Source organism: Pectobacterium sp. HCp5_1 (assembly GCF_032905925.1).
Taxonomy (GTDB): domain Bacteria; phylum Pseudomonadota; class Gammaproteobacteria; order Enterobacterales; family Enterobacteriaceae; genus Pectobacterium; species Pectobacterium brasiliense_A.
Genome location: NZ_JAUMIO010000041.1, coordinates 1 through 15,980, shown reverse-complemented (window position 1 = coordinate 15,980; position 15,980 = coordinate 1). Strand labels below are relative to the sequence as shown.

At 49.9% G+C, this 15,980-nt stretch carries 16 protein-coding genes; 15 read left to right on the top strand and 1 reads right to left on the bottom strand.

The features are described 5' to 3' along the window. Positions 1-107: 107 nt before the first annotated feature. Both ravA and viaA read left to right on the top strand, forming a co-directional pair. On the top strand, positions 108-1,598 hold the full coding sequence (gene ravA, locus Q3A88_RS19450) for an ATPase RavA (RefSeq protein WP_110164295.1): 1,491 nt from the start codon (positions 108-110) through the stop codon (positions 1,596-1,598). Positions 1,599-1,612: 14 nt separating this feature from the next. Beyond that, complete coding sequence (gene viaA / locus Q3A88_RS19445) at positions 1,613-3,097, top strand: ATPase RavA stimulator ViaA (protein ID WP_233991278.1); 1,485 nt, start codon at positions 1,613-1,615, stop codon at positions 3,095-3,097. A 1-nt stretch (position 3,098) separates the two neighbouring features. On the opposite strand, the gene asnA is transcribed toward viaA, so the two are convergent. After that, positions 3,099-4,091 carry an aspartate--ammonia ligase gene (gene asnA / locus Q3A88_RS19440; protein WP_285669177.1) on the bottom strand — a complete coding sequence of 331 codons (993 nt, stop codon included), beginning with the start codon at positions 4,089-4,091 and terminating at the stop codon, positions 3,099-3,101. 152 nt (positions 4,092-4,243) lie between these two features. On the opposite strand from asnA, the gene asnC reads away from it, so the two are divergent. The 13 genes from asnC to Q3A88_RS19375 all read left to right on the top strand — a co-directional run bounded on the left by asnC (position 4,244) and on the right by Q3A88_RS19375 (position 15,761). Beyond that, entirely contained in the window at positions 4,244-4,705 is a 462-nt protein-coding gene (asnC, locus tag Q3A88_RS19435) for a transcriptional regulator AsnC (protein ID WP_010300103.1), read from the top strand. Positions 4,706-4,794: 89 nt separating this feature from the next. After that, positions 4,795-5,238 (top strand): FMN-binding protein MioC, encoded by a 444-nt coding sequence (gene mioC / locus Q3A88_RS19430; protein WP_110164292.1) that lies wholly within the window; start codon positions 4,795-4,797, stop codon positions 5,236-5,238. A 390-nt stretch (positions 5,239-5,628) separates the two neighbouring features. After that, the gene (gene mnmG, locus Q3A88_RS19425) at positions 5,629-7,518 is read left to right on the top strand and encodes a tRNA uridine-5-carboxymethylaminomethyl(34) synthesis enzyme MnmG (RefSeq protein WP_317178465.1); all 1,890 of its coding nucleotides are present in this window, start codon (positions 5,629-5,631) and stop codon (positions 7,516-7,518) included. 82 nt (positions 7,519-7,600) lie between these two features. Beyond that, a complete protein-coding gene (gene rsmG / locus Q3A88_RS19420) occupies positions 7,601-8,221 on the top strand; it encodes a 16S rRNA (guanine(527)-N(7))-methyltransferase RsmG (RefSeq protein ID WP_010681468.1) in 621 nt (206 codons plus the stop codon). A gap of 623 nt (positions 8,222-8,844) precedes the next feature. Further along, positions 8,845-9,228 (top strand): F0F1 ATP synthase subunit I, encoded by a 384-nt coding sequence (atpI, locus tag Q3A88_RS19415; protein ID WP_039511641.1) that lies wholly within the window; start codon positions 8,845-8,847, stop codon positions 9,226-9,228. A gap of 22 nt (positions 9,229-9,250) precedes the next feature. After that, entirely contained in the window at positions 9,251-10,051 is an 801-nt protein-coding gene (gene atpB, locus Q3A88_RS19410) for a F0F1 ATP synthase subunit A (protein ID WP_010681467.1), read from the top strand. A gap of 49 nt (positions 10,052-10,100) precedes the next feature. After that, positions 10,101-10,340 (top strand): F0F1 ATP synthase subunit C, encoded by a 240-nt coding sequence (atpE, locus tag Q3A88_RS19405; protein ID WP_005976545.1) that lies wholly within the window; start codon positions 10,101-10,103, stop codon positions 10,338-10,340. Positions 10,341-10,403: 63 nt separating this feature from the next. Continuing rightward, positions 10,404-10,874, top strand: a complete 471-nt coding sequence (gene atpF, locus Q3A88_RS19400) for a F0F1 ATP synthase subunit B (protein ID WP_010681466.1) — start codon at positions 10,404-10,406, stop codon at positions 10,872-10,874. 14 nt (positions 10,875-10,888) lie between these two features. Then, positions 10,889-11,422 (top strand): F0F1 ATP synthase subunit delta, encoded by a 534-nt coding sequence (gene atpH, locus Q3A88_RS19395; protein ID WP_039281270.1) that lies wholly within the window; start codon positions 10,889-10,891, stop codon positions 11,420-11,422. A gap of 12 nt (positions 11,423-11,434) precedes the next feature. After that, positions 11,435-12,976: a F0F1 ATP synthase subunit alpha gene (gene atpA, locus Q3A88_RS19390; RefSeq protein ID WP_005976551.1), complete on the top strand. Its 1,542-nt coding sequence runs from the start codon at positions 11,435-11,437 to the stop codon at positions 12,974-12,976. Between the two features lie 52 nt (positions 12,977-13,028). Further along, positions 13,029-13,892, top strand: coding sequence for a F0F1 ATP synthase subunit gamma (atpG, locus tag Q3A88_RS19385; protein WP_005976554.1), 864 nt, complete (start codon positions 13,029-13,031; stop codon positions 13,890-13,892). 47 nt (positions 13,893-13,939) lie between these two features. Further along, on the top strand, positions 13,940-15,322 hold the full coding sequence (gene atpD / locus Q3A88_RS19380) for a F0F1 ATP synthase subunit beta (RefSeq protein WP_014917152.1): 1,383 nt from the start codon (positions 13,940-13,942) through the stop codon (positions 15,320-15,322). A 19-nt stretch (positions 15,323-15,341) separates the two neighbouring features. Beyond that, a complete protein-coding gene (locus Q3A88_RS19375) occupies positions 15,342-15,761 on the top strand; it encodes a F0F1 ATP synthase subunit epsilon (protein ID WP_010300077.1) in 420 nt (139 codons plus the stop codon). Positions 15,762-15,980: the final 219 nt, after the last annotated feature.

Genomic DNA, 15,980 nt, shown 5'->3' with positions numbered 1-15,980 from the left:
TTGTCTTTATAAAAATAGGGGCTTTATGACGCTCCACTTTCACTAATGCAGTGAGATTTAAAAATAAACGATTTCAGCACATCACTCACGGGGCTAACGGATTAATTATGCGTCAAACTGCGGCATTGGCTGAAAGAATTTCTCGTCTCAGTCATGCACTAGAACACGGGCTCTACGAAAGGCAGCACGCCATTCGTCTCTGTCTGCTGGCAGCACTAAGCGGAGAAAGTGTTTTTCTGCTAGGGCCGCCAGGTATAGCCAAAAGTATGATCGCCCGGCGCCTTAAATTCGCGTTTCGTCATGCGAACGCGTTCGAGTACCTGATGACTCGCTTTTCCACCCCAGAAGAGGTATTTGGTCCCCTTTCCATTCAGGCGTTAAAAGATGAAGGTCGCTATCAGCGCCTGACCGCTGGCTATCTGCCGGAAGCTGAAATCGTGTTTCTGGATGAGATTTGGAAAGCGGGCCCCGCGATTTTGAACACCCTGCTGACAGCCATTAACGAACGGCGCTTCCGTAACGGCAACAACGAAGACATTATCCCCATGCGCTTGCTGATCGCGGCGTCGAATGAACTGCCGGAGGCGGATGGCGGTTTGGAAGCGCTTTATGACCGCATGCTCATCCGCCTGTGGCTCGATCGTGTCCAGGAAAAACAGAATTTCCGAGCGCTCCTCGTGAACAACAGCAGCGAACGCGATAACCCCGTACTACCTGCTCTCAGTGTCAGCGATGAAGAGTACCAACAGTGGCAGAAAGACATTGATCACATCGCGCTACCGGAAGCCAGTTTCGAGTTGATTTACACATTGCGCCAGCAGCTTGATACGCTGGAACAGGCACCTTACATTTCCGATCGGCGCTGGAAAAAAGCCCTTCGTCTGCTTCAGGCCAGCGCATTTTTCTGCGGTCGAGATGCCATTACACCAGTGGATATCATTCTGCTGAAAGACTGTCTCTGGCATGACCAAAGCACCTTGGCGCTCATTGAGCGTCAGCTTGAGCTGTTGATCACCGAACACGCCTACCAACAGAGAAATCTGCTGTTCCGCCTACAGCAGGTGAATACCAAACGCCAGCAATACCAACGAGAACAAAGCGAACTACAGGCATTTTCGGTAGAGAAGCAGGGGCACTTCCTCGGCCGGAAAATTCACTACACGCTGCCAGAAACCATCATCACAGATACATTGGATCTGGTATTACAACGCCCACTGATCTTGCACGATATTGAAGTCAGCCATGTGATTCTTGAAAAGAATGCGCTGCAAAGCTGGCTACAGAAAGGGGGGGAGATTCGAGGTAAGCTCAACGGTATTGGCTTTACCCAACGTCTCGATCTGGCGGTGGACGATCGTCAGCATTTAACCATTCGCGACATCAGTCTGCAAACCTCTATTCTTTCTCTACCGGAAAAGCGAAACAGTGCACTTCCAGCCGAAATTACCGATGAATATGAAAAACTAGGTATGCAGTTGCGTGAACAGCGCCGCTTATTCAGTCAGCATCAGCCTTGCCTATTTGTCCAAGGTGAGTGGCTGGCCAAGATAGAAGCCAGTTTGCAACAGGTTGCCGATCTGATCGCTCAATCAAAGTAACAGGATTAACGCCAATGATCACGTTGGAATCACTGGAAATACTGCTGTCTATTGATGAAAACGAACTGCTGGATGAGCTAATCATGACGCTGCTGGCGACACCACAGATCGCGTTCTTTTTTGAAAAATTCCCCAGCCTGAAGTCATCATTACTCAACGATATCCCCAAATGGAAAGAAACCTTAAAGCAGCGCCTGCGTACCACCCAGATACCTCCGGAGCTGGAAAAAGAATTTAGTTGCTATCAACATTCACTATCACTCGACAATCGGACTTTCCAGACGCGCCTCCCTGAGATAATGGATACGCTCAACACCGTGGAATCACCGTTTATAGCCCAGGCTTCACAGCTTATCGACTCCCCTTACCCAGATCGAACCTTAGAACAGAAGCTCACCAATGGGCTTCACGCGCTCTTCCTACAGCGCTGGCGCTTAAGCCTCACCTTACAAACGGTTTCATTACATCAGCAGTTGATGGAACAAGAACGGGAAATTCTGCTGGATGAATTACAGCAACGCCTGACGCTCAGCGGTAAACTCGAACCCATTTTGGTTGAAAATGAAAATGGAGCCGGACGGCTCTGGGATCTCAGCGTAGCACAGCGTATTCACACCGACCCTCGCCCGTTATTGGATTTTGGCGCTTTCCTACAACGCCAACCAGAATTACAGAAACTGGCGGAACAACTGGGGCGCAGCAGGGAAACCAAATCCATCCTTACTCAAGATGCCCCACAGAAAGCCTTTCGGGTAAGCGTACGGGAACCCGCTACCGTGCCTGAACAGGTCAGTGGCATACATCAGAGCGATGACATTCTGCGCTTGATGCCAACCGAGCTGGCTGCTCTGGGCATCAGCGAACTGGAATTCGAGTTTTATCGTCGTCTGTTGGAACATCGCCTGCTGACCTATCGCTTACAAGGTGAGAACTGGCGCGAGAAAATCATGGAACGCCCTGTGATTCATCAGCGAAATGAACAACAGCCGCGTGGCCCCTTCATCGTCTGCGTTGATACATCAGGCTCGATGGGGGGTTTTAACGAACGCTGCGCCAAAGCCTTCTGCCTTGCGCTGATGCGCATCGCGCTCGCCGATAACCGCCGCTGCTACATCATGCTGTTTTCTACCGGTGTGGTGAAATACGAACTCACATCTGCGGATGGATTAGAGCAGGCGATACGTTTTCTCAGCCAATCCTTCCGTGGCGGTACGGATATGAGCGCCTGTCTGTCAGCATTATTGGATAAGATGGATGAAGCGCTTTGGCATGATGCCGATGCGGTGGTGATTTCAGATTTTATTGCCCAACGATTGCCGGATGAGGTGGTAAATAAGGTGAAAAGCCGCCAGAAGCAGCTACAGCATCGTTTCCATGCTGTAGCGATGTCCGATCACGGCAAACCCGGCATCATGCGCATCTTTGACCATATCTGGCGCTTTGATACCGGATTAAAAAGCCGCTTAATGCGCCGCTGGCAACACGGAAAAACGCATTAAATTAAAGCAGACCGGAAACTGACTCATGCAGCGGCTGTGGCCATACGCCGCACTGAACCTGACCAATGTGCGACAATTGCAGCAGCAGCATGACCAGACGAGACTGACCGATTCCCCCGCCGATCGTTTGCGGCATCTCACCGCGCAGCAGCGCCTGATGCCATTCCAGCTTCAGACGTTCTTCATCCTGCGTCAGCGCCAGCTGGCGTGTTAACGCTTCCGCATCGACACGGATGCCCATTGATGAAATCTCAAATGCATCGTTCAGAACCGGGTTCCACACAACAATATCGCCGTTCAGACCCGCCAGTTCCTGCTCGCCCGGCGTCGTCCAGTCATCATAATCCGGTGCACGCACATCGTGAGAGTGCCCGCTGGACAGCTTACCGCCAATCCCAATCAGGAAGACCGCACCCAGTTCTTTAGCGATAGCGCGCTCACGCCCTTTGGCATCCAGATCGGGGTAGCGCTGCAGCAACGTTTCGGTATGCACAAAATGAATCTGCTCTGGCAGGAAAGGCTGAATGCCAAACGCCTGATGTACCGCAGCTTCCGTTGCTTTAATGCCTTGATAAATACGCGTCACGGTCGATTTCAGATACTCCGCATTACGCTCGCCATCTCCCATCACGCGCTCCCAGTCCCACTGATCGACATAGACCGAGTGGATCGGGCTCAAACGATCTTCGTCCGGGCGCAGTGCCTTCATGTGGGTATAGATACCTTCGCCGAAGCTAAAATCATACGCACCCAGCGTTTTACGTTTCCATTTCGCCAGTGAGTGAACGACTTCAAATGTGGCATCTGGCAGGGCTTTAACCTTAACCTGCACCGCTTTTTCCGTACCGGACAAGTTATCCTGCGTGCCGTCGCCGATACGGCTGAGAATCGGTGCCTGGACTTCAATCAATCCCAAAAGCTGCTCCAACTGGCTGGAGAAGAAAGACTTAACGAAGCTGATTTGCTGTTGTTTTTCGATGTACTGCTTTTTCATTGCCACGTCTCTTATTCATCGTATTTAGTTATTCATTAAGCAATAAAAACTGCCAGTCATTCAATAATCTTATGGATAAATTGCACTTGTGCTTTTAATCCGTCATTTTAGAGCGGTATAAAATCATTATTCGCTAAAATAGGAGGCTCAAAGTGGCAGAAATTTATCAGATCGATAATCTCGATCGCGGCATTCTTTCCGCCTTAATGGAAAATGCACGCACGCCTTATGCCGAACTGGCAAAACAATTTTCCGTTAGTCCGGGGACGATCCACGTTCGAGTGGAGAAAATGAAGCAGGCGGGCATCATTGTCGGTACGCGTCTGGACGTGAACCCAAAACAGCTGGGCTATGACGTATGCTGTTTTATCGGCATCATTCTGAAAAGCGCCAAAGATTATCCCTCTGCGCTGGAGAAGCTGAACAATCTGGAAGAGGTGGTCGAGGCCTACTACACCACTGGGCATTACAGCATCTTTATTAAGGTCATGTGCCGCTCGATCGAGGCGCTGCAACATGTGCTTATCAACAAGATCCAAACAATTGACGAAATTCAGTCCACCGAAACGCTAATCTCCCTGCAAAACCCCATTATGCGGACGATCGCGCCGTAATGCTTTTTTCCTATACCCATATTATCCACAGGTAGATCCCAGCCAGATCACAGCGTACAATGTCCCGTCTTTTATCGGATGGGATCGCTATGGCAGACATTACCTTAATCAGTGGCAGTACCCTTGGCAGTGCCGAATATGTTGCAGAGCATTTGGCTGAACTGCTGGAGAAGGATGATTTTTCCACTGAAATTCTGCATGGCCCTACGCTTGATGCACTACCTGAAAGCGGTATATGGCTGGTGGTGACGTCTACACATGGTGCAGGAGAATTCCCTGACAACCTGAAAGCACTGTTTGAACAGCTGGAACAGCAAAAGCCCGATCTTTCTCAGGTGAGTTTCGGTGCGATAGGGATCGGTAGTAAAGAGTACGACACGTTCTGTGGCGCGATCCAAACAGCGGATCGTGTATTGGCTCAATTAGGTGCCAAACGGATCGGTGAAATCCTCGAGATCGACATCACCCAGCATCAGATTCCAGAAGATCCAGCAGAAGAATGGCTAGGATCGTGGGTTAATTTACTCAAATAAGATGAAATATTCGGCAGTTGAATGTGGATAACTATGCTTAATTCAGGTGTAAAAGCCGTAGTTATCCCAATAACAACCCAAGTATGTTTTTTGTCCTGTGCATAAACCCGCATTAAGATCCCAGCTTATACTGTCCAGGATCACCGATCATTCACAGGTAAGGATCAACGCCATTCTCTTGATCTTTAATATGAATAATCACTTATCCACACAACATGACGATCCTAATAAGAGATCTAATAAAGAGATCTTTAAATAAAAAGATCTTTCTTTAATTAACGAGGATCCAACGGACTTGGTCGTTGGCTCAAAGTTGAGTAGAATCCCCATCCCAGGGCAAATAACGATCGTTCGCCACTCATCATTCGCGATAATGCGAGGAGCAGTACCATGTTTTATCCAGATCCATTTGACGTCATCGTGATCGGTGGCGGTCATGCCGGAACAGAAGCAGCAATGGCTTCTGCCCGAATGGGCCAACAGACGCTTTTGCTCACACACAATATTGATACGCTGGGACAAATGTCTTGTAACCCGGCGATTGGCGGTATTGGAAAAGGTCATCTGGTTAAAGAGATCGATGCCATGGGAGGCTTGATGGCGCGTGCCGTCGATCAGGCTGGTATACAGTTTAGGATACTAAACAGCAGTAAAGGTCCGGCAGTCAGAGCAACGCGCGCACAGGCTGATCGCGTGCTCTATCGTCAGGCGGTTCGCACCGCACTGGAGAATCAGCCAAACCTGACGATCTTCCAACAGGCCGTTGACGATCTGATTGTGGAAAACGATCGTGTCGTCGGTGCTGTTACCCAGATGGGACTAAAATTCCGTGCAAAAGCCGTGGTGTTGACGGTAGGCACTTTCCTTGATGGCAAAATTCATATCGGGCTGGATAACTACAGTGGTGGTCGTGCAGGCGATCCGCCTTCTATTCCGTTAGCACGTCGGCTACGTGAACTGCCTCTGCGCGTCAACCGCCTGAAAACCGGTACGCCGCCACGTATTGACGCCAGAACCATCGATTTTAGCGTGCTGGCTCAACAGCACGGTGACAACCCGATGCCGATTTTCTCGTTCCTGGGTACGGCGAGCCAGCATCCGGCACAAATGCCGTGCTACATCACGCATACCAATGAGAAAACCCACGATGTGATCCGTAATAATCTGGATCGTAGCCCGATGTATGCCGGGATCATCGAAGGGATCGGCCCACGCTATTGCCCGTCGATTGAAGACAAAGTCATGCGCTTTGCCGATCGAAATACGCATCAAATCTTTCTTGAACCGGAAGGCCTGACCAGCAACGAAATTTATCCTAACGGAATCTCAACCAGTTTGCCGTTTGACGTCCAGTGGCAGATTGTTCGTTCAATGGCAGGGATGGAGAATGCGCGCATTGTTCGTCCTGGCTATGCGATTGAGTACGATTTCTTCGATCCTCGCGATCTGAAACCTACGCTGGAAAACAAATTTGTTCATGGCCTGTTCTTCGCTGGACAGATCAACGGAACAACAGGTTATGAAGAAGCGGCCGCACAAGGCATGCTCGCTGGGCTGAATGCAGCTCGATTGGCTGCCGATAAGGAAGGCTGGTCTCCACGTCGCGATCAAGCTTATCTCGGCGTACTGGTTGACGATCTCTGCACACTGGGGACGAAAGAGCCTTACCGTATGTTTACCTCGCGTGCTGAATATCGTCTGATGCTGCGCGAAGATAACGCCGATCTGCGTTTGACTGAAATGGGTCGCGAGCTGGGGATGGTCGACGATCATCGCTGGGCACGTTTCAACGAGAAGCTCGAGAATATTGAGAAAGAGCGTCAGCGTCTGCGCGACATTCACGTTCACCCACAATCTGAGCAGCTAGATCAAGTCAACTCACTGCTGAAAACGCCGTTGTCCCGTGAAGCGAACGGTGAAGAACTGCTGCGTCGCCCGGAAGTGGATTACGTTCAGCTTACTGCGCTACCGCTGTTTGCTCCAGGATTAACCGACGAACAGGCCGCAGAGCAGGTTGAAATTCAGGTCAAATACGAAGGATATATTGCTCGCCAGCAGGATGAAATCGAGAAACAGCAGCGTAATGAAAATGCACTGCTGCCTGCCGATCTGGATTACAAACAGGTGAGTGGATTGTCCAATGAGGTGATTGCCAAGCTGAACGATCATAAACCGTCGTCGATCGGTCAGGCTTCACGGATTTCTGGCATTACGCCTGCGGCGATCTCCATTCTGCTGATCTGGCTTAAAAAACAGGGTCTGCTGCGCCGTAGCGCCTGATTTAAGGTAAACTTATCCCCTAAATAGCCGGTTCTCCGGCTATTTTTATTATTAACCTCATATTTTTCATCGGGATCTTATTGTGCGCAACACACTCGATAATCTGCTAAACGCGGCTGGCATTGTGATTTCAGATAAGCAAAAAAATCTTCTGATACAGTATGTTGATATGCTGAATAAGTGGAATAAAGCTTACAACCTGACGTCGGTACGCGATCCGCAGCAAATGCTTGTCCGCCACATCATGGACAGTATCGTGGTTGAGCCACATTTACACGGACAGCGTTTTATCGATGTGGGTACCGGACCTGGGTTGCCGGGAATTCCATTGGCCATTGTTCGCCCTGATTCGCATTTCACTTTGCTGGATAGCCTGGGTAAGCGTGTGCGCTTCCTGCGTCAGGTTCAGCATGAACTACAGCTTGAAAACATTACGCCAGTGCAGAGTCGCGTTGAGGCGTTTCCAGCAGAACCCCCTTTTGATGGGGTGATCAGTCGGGCATTTGCCTCTTTGCAGGACATGATTAGCTGGTGCAGCCATCTTCCGGCCAGACCGACAGGGCGGTTTTATGCTCTAAAAGGCGTACTTCCAGAGGATGAATTGTCATCCTTGCCACAAGATGTCCTATTAGATCAGGTTGTTCGCTTATCCGTTCCCGATCTGGAAGGTGAGCGCCATTTGGTCGTGCTTAAACCAAACTAATTTTGTTTTTTATCAAAAAAATTATAACTAAATATTGCATGTCAGGATGCCACCTCGTCTATCGGTGGCATTGTTCTGGAACGTATCGCGATCACTGAAATTTTACATCTTCGTTTTTTCAGCGTTGTCCTTTTGCTTTCGCACTGAATAATAACGAGCGAAAATAAATCATCGGCATCAAAATTTAGTTGTTTTTGTGTTAATTGAGTAAAAAAACGATATCAATAATGTCAATAGGTGGTTGAAACGTTGTTTATTGCGATTTTTGGATGGTGTTTTTATTAAATTATTGAAATTAAATAAAATAAATACGTTTTATTGCTAAGGACAAAAAAAGATACATCCTGTTGTAAATATTCGTAAGCCCTTTTATGTGAGTCATATCACAGATTGGAGGCCTTTAGAAATTAATGACACCAGACATGAGTCGCGAGGATTGTTAGTAAAAACGGGGCTTCAGAAAGAAATTTAAATAATTGTTCACCTTTTCGCTACTTATCGATTGAATTCGCAGGTATGACCCGTATAATTTGCTCGTTTTTTGCTGCTTGACTCAGTGGTGTAAAGGCAGTTTTATACGTCATTCGGTATACCTCTGAAAAGGTACGGAGAGAGCAAACGTCATGCCTGTATCCCTTTACAGCGGAAAAGTAGCCTTAAAGCTGCTGTTGTTACAGTTAGTGACTTTTGCTTTGTTGAGTGCTGTTTTCAGCCTCAATAGCGTCAACGCTGCTGCTTCTGCATTAGGCGGAGGATTGGCAGCCTGGTTACCGAATGTGTTGTTTGTGCTGTTTGCCTTGCGTCATCAGTCACACAAGCCTGCTGAAGGGCGTGTGGCCTGGTCATTCGCGATTGGCGAGGCGCTTAAGGTATTTATCACCATTGCACTGTTAGTGGTGGCGTTAGGCGTGTTTAAAGCGGCATTCTTTCCGCTTGGCCTGACTTATTTATCGGTGCTGGTTATGCAGATCGTGGCACCGGCCGTAATTAATCGTTGCCGTAATTAACAACAAAAGGGTAAGAGACATCATGGCTGCTGGAGAAATCTCTACTCCGCAAGAGTATATCGGTCACCACTTGCAGCATTTGCAGGTCGGGACGGGTTTTTGGGCGATCAACGTCGATTCGATGTTTTTCTCCATCGCTCTTGGGGTCCTCTTTCTGGTTATCTTTCACCGCGTAGCGAAACGTGCGACCAGCGGTGTGCCAGGTAAGCTGCAAACGGCTGTCGAACTGATTATCGGTTTCGTTGATGGCACCGTACGCGATATGTTCCATGGCAAAAGCAAACTGATTGCTCCTCTGGCGCTGACCATTTTCGTCTGGGTTTTCCTGATGAACCTGATGGACCTGCTGCCTATCGATCTGTTGCCGCAAGCCTGGGCGGGCATTTATAGCCTGCTGGGATACGATCCGGCGCATGCTTATCTGCGTGCTGTGCCGACAGCCGACGTGAACATCACGCTGTCGATGGCGCTTGGGGTGTTTATTCTGGTTCTGTTCTACAGCATCAAAATGAAGGGTCTCGGTGGTTTTGTTAAAGAACTGACCATGCAGCCGTTCAACCATCCAGTATTTATTCCTATCAACCTGATTCTTGAAGGTGTCAGCCTGCTGTCCAAACCTATTTCCTTAGGCTTGCGACTGTTTGGCAATATGTATGCGGGTGAGTTGATCTTCATCCTGATTGCCGGTCTGTTGCCGTGGTGGTCACAATGGCTGTTAAATGTGCCTTGGGCTATTTTCCACATTTTGATTATTACGCTTCAGGCTTTTATTTTCATGGTTCTGACGGTTGTTTATCTCTCGATGGCATCTGAAGAGCATTGATTTTCTTTCAACAAATAACGTTTTTAACTGAAACAAACTGGAGACTGTCATGGAAAACCTGAGTGTGGATCTGCTGTACATGGCTGCCGCGTTAATGATGGGTTTGGCGGCAATCGGTGCTGCGATCGGTATCGGCATTCTGGGTGGTAAATTCTTGGAAGGTGCTGCTCGTCAGCCTGACCTGATTCCTTTACTGCGTACACAGTTCTTTATCGTCATGGGTCTGGTTGACGCCATCCCGATGATCGCTGTTGGTCTGGGGCTGTATGTGATGTTTGCGGTGGCCTAAGCAGAATGTTTTCTGCTGAGGTTAAAACATCAACTTATTTAACTTTGAAAGAGGCATTGTGCTGTGAATATTAATGCAACAATCCTCGGCCAGGCCATTGCGTTCGTCCTGTTTGTCTGGTTCTGCATGAAGTATGTATGGCCGCCTATGATGGCAGCCATCGAGAAACGTCAAAAAGAAATTGCTGACGGTCTGGCTTCTGCTGAACGTGCCAAAAAAGATTTGAACTTGGCTCAGGCCAATGCGACAGATCAACTGAAGAAAGCCAAAGCGGATGCTCAGGTTATCATCGAGCAGGCGAACAAACGCCGTGCTCAGATCCTGGATGAGGCGAAAGCTGAAGCGGAAGCTGAACGTAACAAGATTGTGGCGCAGGCGCAGGCTGAAATCGAAGCCGAACGTAAACGTGCTCGTGAAGAGCTGCGTAAGCAAGTTGCCGTATTGGCGATTGCCGGTGCCGAGAAAATTATTGAACGTTCCGTGGATGAAGCTGCTAACAGCGACATCGTTGATAAACTGGTCGCTGAACTGTAAGGAGGGAGGGGCTGATGTCTGAATTTGTCACGGTAGCTCGCCCCTACGCCAAAGCAGCTTTTGACTTTGCGGTTGAGAATCAGGCCTTGGATCGCTGGCAGAACATGCTGGCGTTTTCGGCCGAAGTGGCGCGCAATGAGCAGATTGCCGAGTTGCTTTCTGGTGCGGTTGCACCGATTGAGCTGGCGAAAACATTTATTGCCGTTTGTGGTGATCAACTTGATGAAGCCGGTCAGAACCTGATTAGGGTGATGGCCGAAAACGGACGTTTACCAGTGCTTCCTGAAGTACTGGAACAATTTATTCAACTGCGGGCAACTCTGGAATCGACGGTTGACGTCGATGTGATTTCTGCCAGCACGTTGAGTGAGCAGCAGCAATCAAAGATCGCTGCCGCTATGGAAAAACGTCTGTCACGCAAAGTGAAGCTGAATTGCAAAATTGATAAGTCTGTCATGGCCGGCGTGGTTATCCGCGCGGGCGATATGGTGATAGATGGCAGCATTCGCGGTCGTCTGGAACGTCTGGCAGACGTCTTGCAGTCTTAAGGGGACTGGAGCATGCAACTGAATTCCACCGAAATCAGCGAACTGATCAAGCAGCGCATTGCTCAGTTCAATGTGGTGAGCGAAGCTCACAATGAAGGTACTATTGTTTCCGTCAGTGACGGAATCATCCGCGTCCACGGTCTGGCAGACGTGATGCAGGGAGAGATGATCTCTCTGCCGGGTAACCGTTATGCGATCGCACTGAACTTGGAGCGCGACTCCGTTGGTGCGGTAGTCATGGGTCCGTATGCGGATCTGGCTGAAGGCATGAAAGTAAAATGCACCGGCCGTATTCTTGAAGTTCCAGTTGGTCGCGGCCTGCTGGGTCGTGTGGTCAACACGCTGGGCGCACCGATTGACGGTAAAGGCGCACTGGATCACGACGGTTTCTCTGCGGTTGAAGCGATTGCGCCTGGCGTTATCGAACGTCAGTCCGTTGATGAGCCGGTACAAACGGGTTATAAGTCCGTTGACGCCATGATTCCAATCGGTCGTGGTCAGCGTGAGCTGATTATCGGTGACCGTCAGACGGGTAAAACCGCACTGGCCATCGACGCCATCATCAACCAGCGTGATTCCGGCATCAAATGTGTGTACGTCGCTATCGGCCAGAAAGCGTCCACGATTTCTAACGTGGTTCGTAAACTGGAAGAGCACGGCGCACTGGAAAACACTATTGTTGTTGTTGCTACCGCGTCTGAATCTGCTGCTCTGCAATATCTGGCACCGTATGCCGGCTGTGCGATGGGCGAGTACTTCCGTGACCGTGGTGAAGATGCGCTGATTATTTATGATGACCTGTCTAAACAGGCCGTTGCTTATCGTCAGATTTCTCTGCTGCTCCGTCGTCCGCCAGGTCGTGAAGCTTATCCTGGTGACGTTTTCTATCTCCACTCCCGTTTGCTGGAGCGTGCATCGCGCGTTAACGCCGATTACGTTGAAGCATTCACCAAGGGTGAAGTGAAAGGGAAAACCGGTTCGTTGACCGCTCTGCCGATCATCGAAACGCAAGCGGGTGACGTTTCTGCGTTCGTTCCGACCAACGTAATTTCGATTACCGATGGTCAGATCTTCCTGGAATCCAACCTGTTTAACGCCGGTATTCGTCCTGCGGTCAACCCAGGGATCTCCGTATCCCGTGTGGGTGGTGCAGCACAGACCAAGATCATGAAGAAACTGTCCGGTGGTATTCGTACCGCTCTGGCACAGTACCGTGAGCTGGCAGCATTCTCTCAGTTCGCTTCCGATCTTGATGATGCAACCCGTAAGCAGTTGAGCCACGGTCAGAAAGTGACCGAGCTGTTGAAGCAGAAACAGTATGCGCCGATGTCTGTCGCACAGCAGTCTCTGGTTCTGTTTGCGGCGGAACGTGGTTATCTGGAAGATGTTGAGCTGTCGAAAGTCGGTAGCTTTGAAGCGGCACTGTTGGCTTATGCTGACCGTGAGCATGGCGAACTTCTGCAACAAATCGACCAGACTGGCGCTTATAACGATGAGATCGAGGGCAAGTTTAAAGGCATCCTCGATACTTTTAAGGCAACCCAGTCCTGGTAACGCCCGGTGGCCTGCTGTAAAGCAGGCCGCAAGGCTTTGAGGAGAAGCAAAGATGGCCGGCGCAAAAGAGATACGTAGTAAGATCGCAAGCGTCCAAAATACGCAGAAGATCACCAAAGCAATGGAAATGGTCGCCGCTTCCAAAATGCGTAAATCGCAGGATCGTATGGCGGCCAGCCGTCCTTATGCGGAAACCATACGCAATGTGATTGGTCACCTTGCGTTAGGAAATCTGGAATATAAACACCCGTACCTGGAAGAACGCGACGTTAAGCGCGTTGGGTATCTGGTGGTGTCTACTGACCGTGGCCTGTGTGGTGGTTTGAACATTAACCTGTTCAAGAAACTGCTGGCTGATATGAAATCCTGGAGCGACAAAGGCGTTGAAACTGATTTAGCGCTGATTGGTTCCAAAGCGGTCTCTTTCTTCGGTTCGGTAGGCGGAAACATTGTTGCTCAGGTTACCGGTATGGGGGATAACCCTTCCGTATCAGAATTGATCGGCCCGGTTAAAGTTATGCTGCAAGCCTATGACGAAGGTCGTCTGGACAAGCTGTATATCGTAAGCAACAAGTTTATTAATACCATGTCTCAGGAACCGCTTGTTGTTCAAGTGTTACCGTTACCGCCTTCGGATGACGGTGAGTTGAAGAAGAAAGCCTGGGATTACCTGTATGAACCCGATCCTAAGTCGCTGCTGGATACCCTGCTGCGCCGTTATGTAGAATCTCAGGTTTATCAGGGCGTCGTAGAAAATCTGGCTAGTGAGCAGGCCGCGCGAATGGTTGCGATGAAAGCCGCGACCGATAACGGCGGTAGCCTGATCAAAGAGCTGCAGTTGGTATACAACAAAGCTCGTCAGGCCAGCATCACCCAGGAACTCACCGAAATCGTCGGGGGAGCCTCCGCGGTTTAAAGCAGGTTTACGAATTACGTATTGTCGAATTACGTAGAGGATTCAAGATGGCTACTGGAAAGATTATCCAGGTAATCGGCGCCGTGGTGGACGTCGAGTTCCCGCAAGATGCCGTACCGAAGGTGTACGATGCGCTTGAGGTAGAGAACGGCGCTGAAAAACTGGTGCTGGAAGTGCAGCAGCAGTTGGGCGGCGGCATTGTTCGTTGTATCGCAATGGGTTCTTCTGACGGCCTGCGTCGCGGGTTGAACGTGAATAACCTGGACCACCCGATCGAAGTACCGGTAGGTAAAGCAACGCTGGGTCGTATCATGAACGTATTGGGTGACCCAATCGACATGAAAGGCGACATCGGCGAAGAAGAGCGTTGGGCTATCCACCGTTCAGCTCCAAGCTATGAAGAGCTGTCAAACTCACAGGAACTGCTGGAAACCGGCATCAAGGTTATCGACCTGATGTGTCCGTTTGCCAAGGGCGGTAAAGTGGGTCTGTTCGGTGGTGCGGGCGTAGGTAAAACCGTAAACATGATGGAGCTGATCCGTAACATCGCGATCGAGCACTCCGGTTACTCCGTGTTTGCAGGCGTAGGTGAGCGTACCCGTGAAGGTAACGACTTCTACCACGAAATGACCGACTCCAACGTAATCGATAAAGTATCACTGGTGTATGGCCAGATGAACGAGCCGCCGGGTAACCGTCTGCGCGTAGCATTGACCGGTCTGACCATGGCGGAAAAATTCCGTGATGAAGGCCGTGACGTACTGCTGTTCGTCGATAACATCTACCGTTATACCCTGGCCGGTACGGAAGTATCCGCACTGCTGGGTCGTATGCCTTCTGCGGTAGGTTATCAGCCGACGCTGGCGGAAGAGATGGGCGTTCTGCAAGAACGTATCACCTCAACCAAAACCGGTTCTATCACCTCCGTTCAGGCCGTTTACGTTCCTGCGGATGACTTGACTGACCCGTCACCAGCCACCACCTTTGCTCACTTGGATGCAACCGTGGTACTGAGCCGTCAGATAGCTTCTCTGGGTATCTACCCGGCCGTTGACCCGCTGGACTCCACCAGCCGTCAGTTGGATCCGCTGGTTGTTGGTCAGGAACACTATGATGTTGCTCGTGGCGTGCAGTCTATTCTGCAACGTTACCAGGAACTGAAAGACATCATCGCGATTCTGGGTATGGACGAGCTGTCTGAAGAAGACAAGCTGGTGGTATCCCGTGCGCGTAAGATTCAGCGCTTCCTGTCTCAGCCGTTCTTCGTAGCGGAAGTATTTACCGGTTCTCCGGGCAAATACGTTGCCCTGAAAGACACCATCCGTGGCTTTAAAGGGATTATGGAAGGCGAATACGACCACCTGCCAGAGCAGGCGTTCTACATGGTTGGTTCCATTGACGAAGTCGTGGAAAAAGCCAAGAAACTGTAACGCCTTGTAGGAGGGTGACATGGCTATGACTTACCATCTGGATGTCGTGAGTGCAGAACAGCAAATGTTCTCCGGTCTGGTGCAGAAGATCCAGGTAACGGGGAGCGAAGGCGAACTGGGTATTTATCCGGGACATGCCCCTCTGCTCACTGCCATTAAGCCGGGTATGATTCGTATCGTTAAGCAGCACGGTGAGGAAGAGTATATCTATCTTTCTGGCGGCGTCCTTGAGGTGCAGCCGAATATTGTCACCGTACTGTCTGATACCGCTATCCGTGGGCAGGATCTGGATGAAGCACGTGCGTTGGAAGCGAAACGCAAAGCTGAAGATCATATCCGCAATTCGCATGGCGATGTGGACTATGCTCAGGCTTCCGCTGAGCTGACTAAAGCGATTGCGAAGCTGCGTGTTATCGAGCTGACCAGAAAAGCGATGTAACAGATAAACTTGCAATAATTGAAGGCCAGTCAGTTCACACTGACTGGCCTTTTTGCATTTAAGTCTATGTTACATATAAAAATGCCTGCTTTCGCAGTAATGCCGATCAGTTAAGGATCGGTTGACCGATCCAGTGGCTGTGTAAAAATCCGGAAATGCTCACCCGTTTCCGGATTTTTTTATGCACATTGGACAGGCTCTTGATCTGGTATCCCGTTA

Coding starts and splice junctions, on each gene's coding strand:
- atpD (WP_014917152.1), top strand. CDS start 13,940: ATGGCTACTGGAAAGATTATCCAGGTAATCGGCGCCGTGGTGGACGTC.
- atpH (WP_039281270.1), top strand. CDS start 10,889: ATGTCTGAATTTGTCACGGTAGCTCGCCCCTACGCCAAAGCAGCTTTT.
- atpA (WP_005976551.1), top strand. CDS start 11,435: ATGCAACTGAATTCCACCGAAATCAGCGAACTGATCAAGCAGCGCATT.
- mioC (WP_110164292.1), top strand. CDS start 4,795: ATGGCAGACATTACCTTAATCAGTGGCAGTACCCTTGGCAGTGCCGAA.
- viaA (WP_233991278.1), top strand. CDS start 1,613: ATGATCACGTTGGAATCACTGGAAATACTGCTGTCTATTGATGAAAAC.
- atpE (WP_005976545.1), top strand. CDS start 10,101: ATGGAAAACCTGAGTGTGGATCTGCTGTACATGGCTGCCGCGTTAATG.
- mnmG (WP_317178465.1), top strand. CDS start 5,629: ATGTTTTATCCAGATCCATTTGACGTCATCGTGATCGGTGGCGGTCAT.
- ravA (WP_110164295.1), top strand. CDS start 108: ATGCGTCAAACTGCGGCATTGGCTGAAAGAATTTCTCGTCTCAGTCAT.
- atpI (WP_039511641.1), top strand. CDS start 8,845: ATGCCTGTATCCCTTTACAGCGGAAAAGTAGCCTTAAAGCTGCTGTTG.
- atpG (WP_005976554.1), top strand. CDS start 13,029: ATGGCCGGCGCAAAAGAGATACGTAGTAAGATCGCAAGCGTCCAAAAT.
- atpB (WP_010681467.1), top strand. CDS start 9,251: ATGGCTGCTGGAGAAATCTCTACTCCGCAAGAGTATATCGGTCACCAC.
- Q3A88_RS19375 (WP_010300077.1), top strand. CDS start 15,342: ATGGCTATGACTTACCATCTGGATGTCGTGAGTGCAGAACAGCAAATG.
- asnA (WP_285669177.1), bottom strand. CDS start 4,091: ATGAAAAAGCAGTACATCGAAAAACAACAGCAAATCAGCTTCGTTAAG.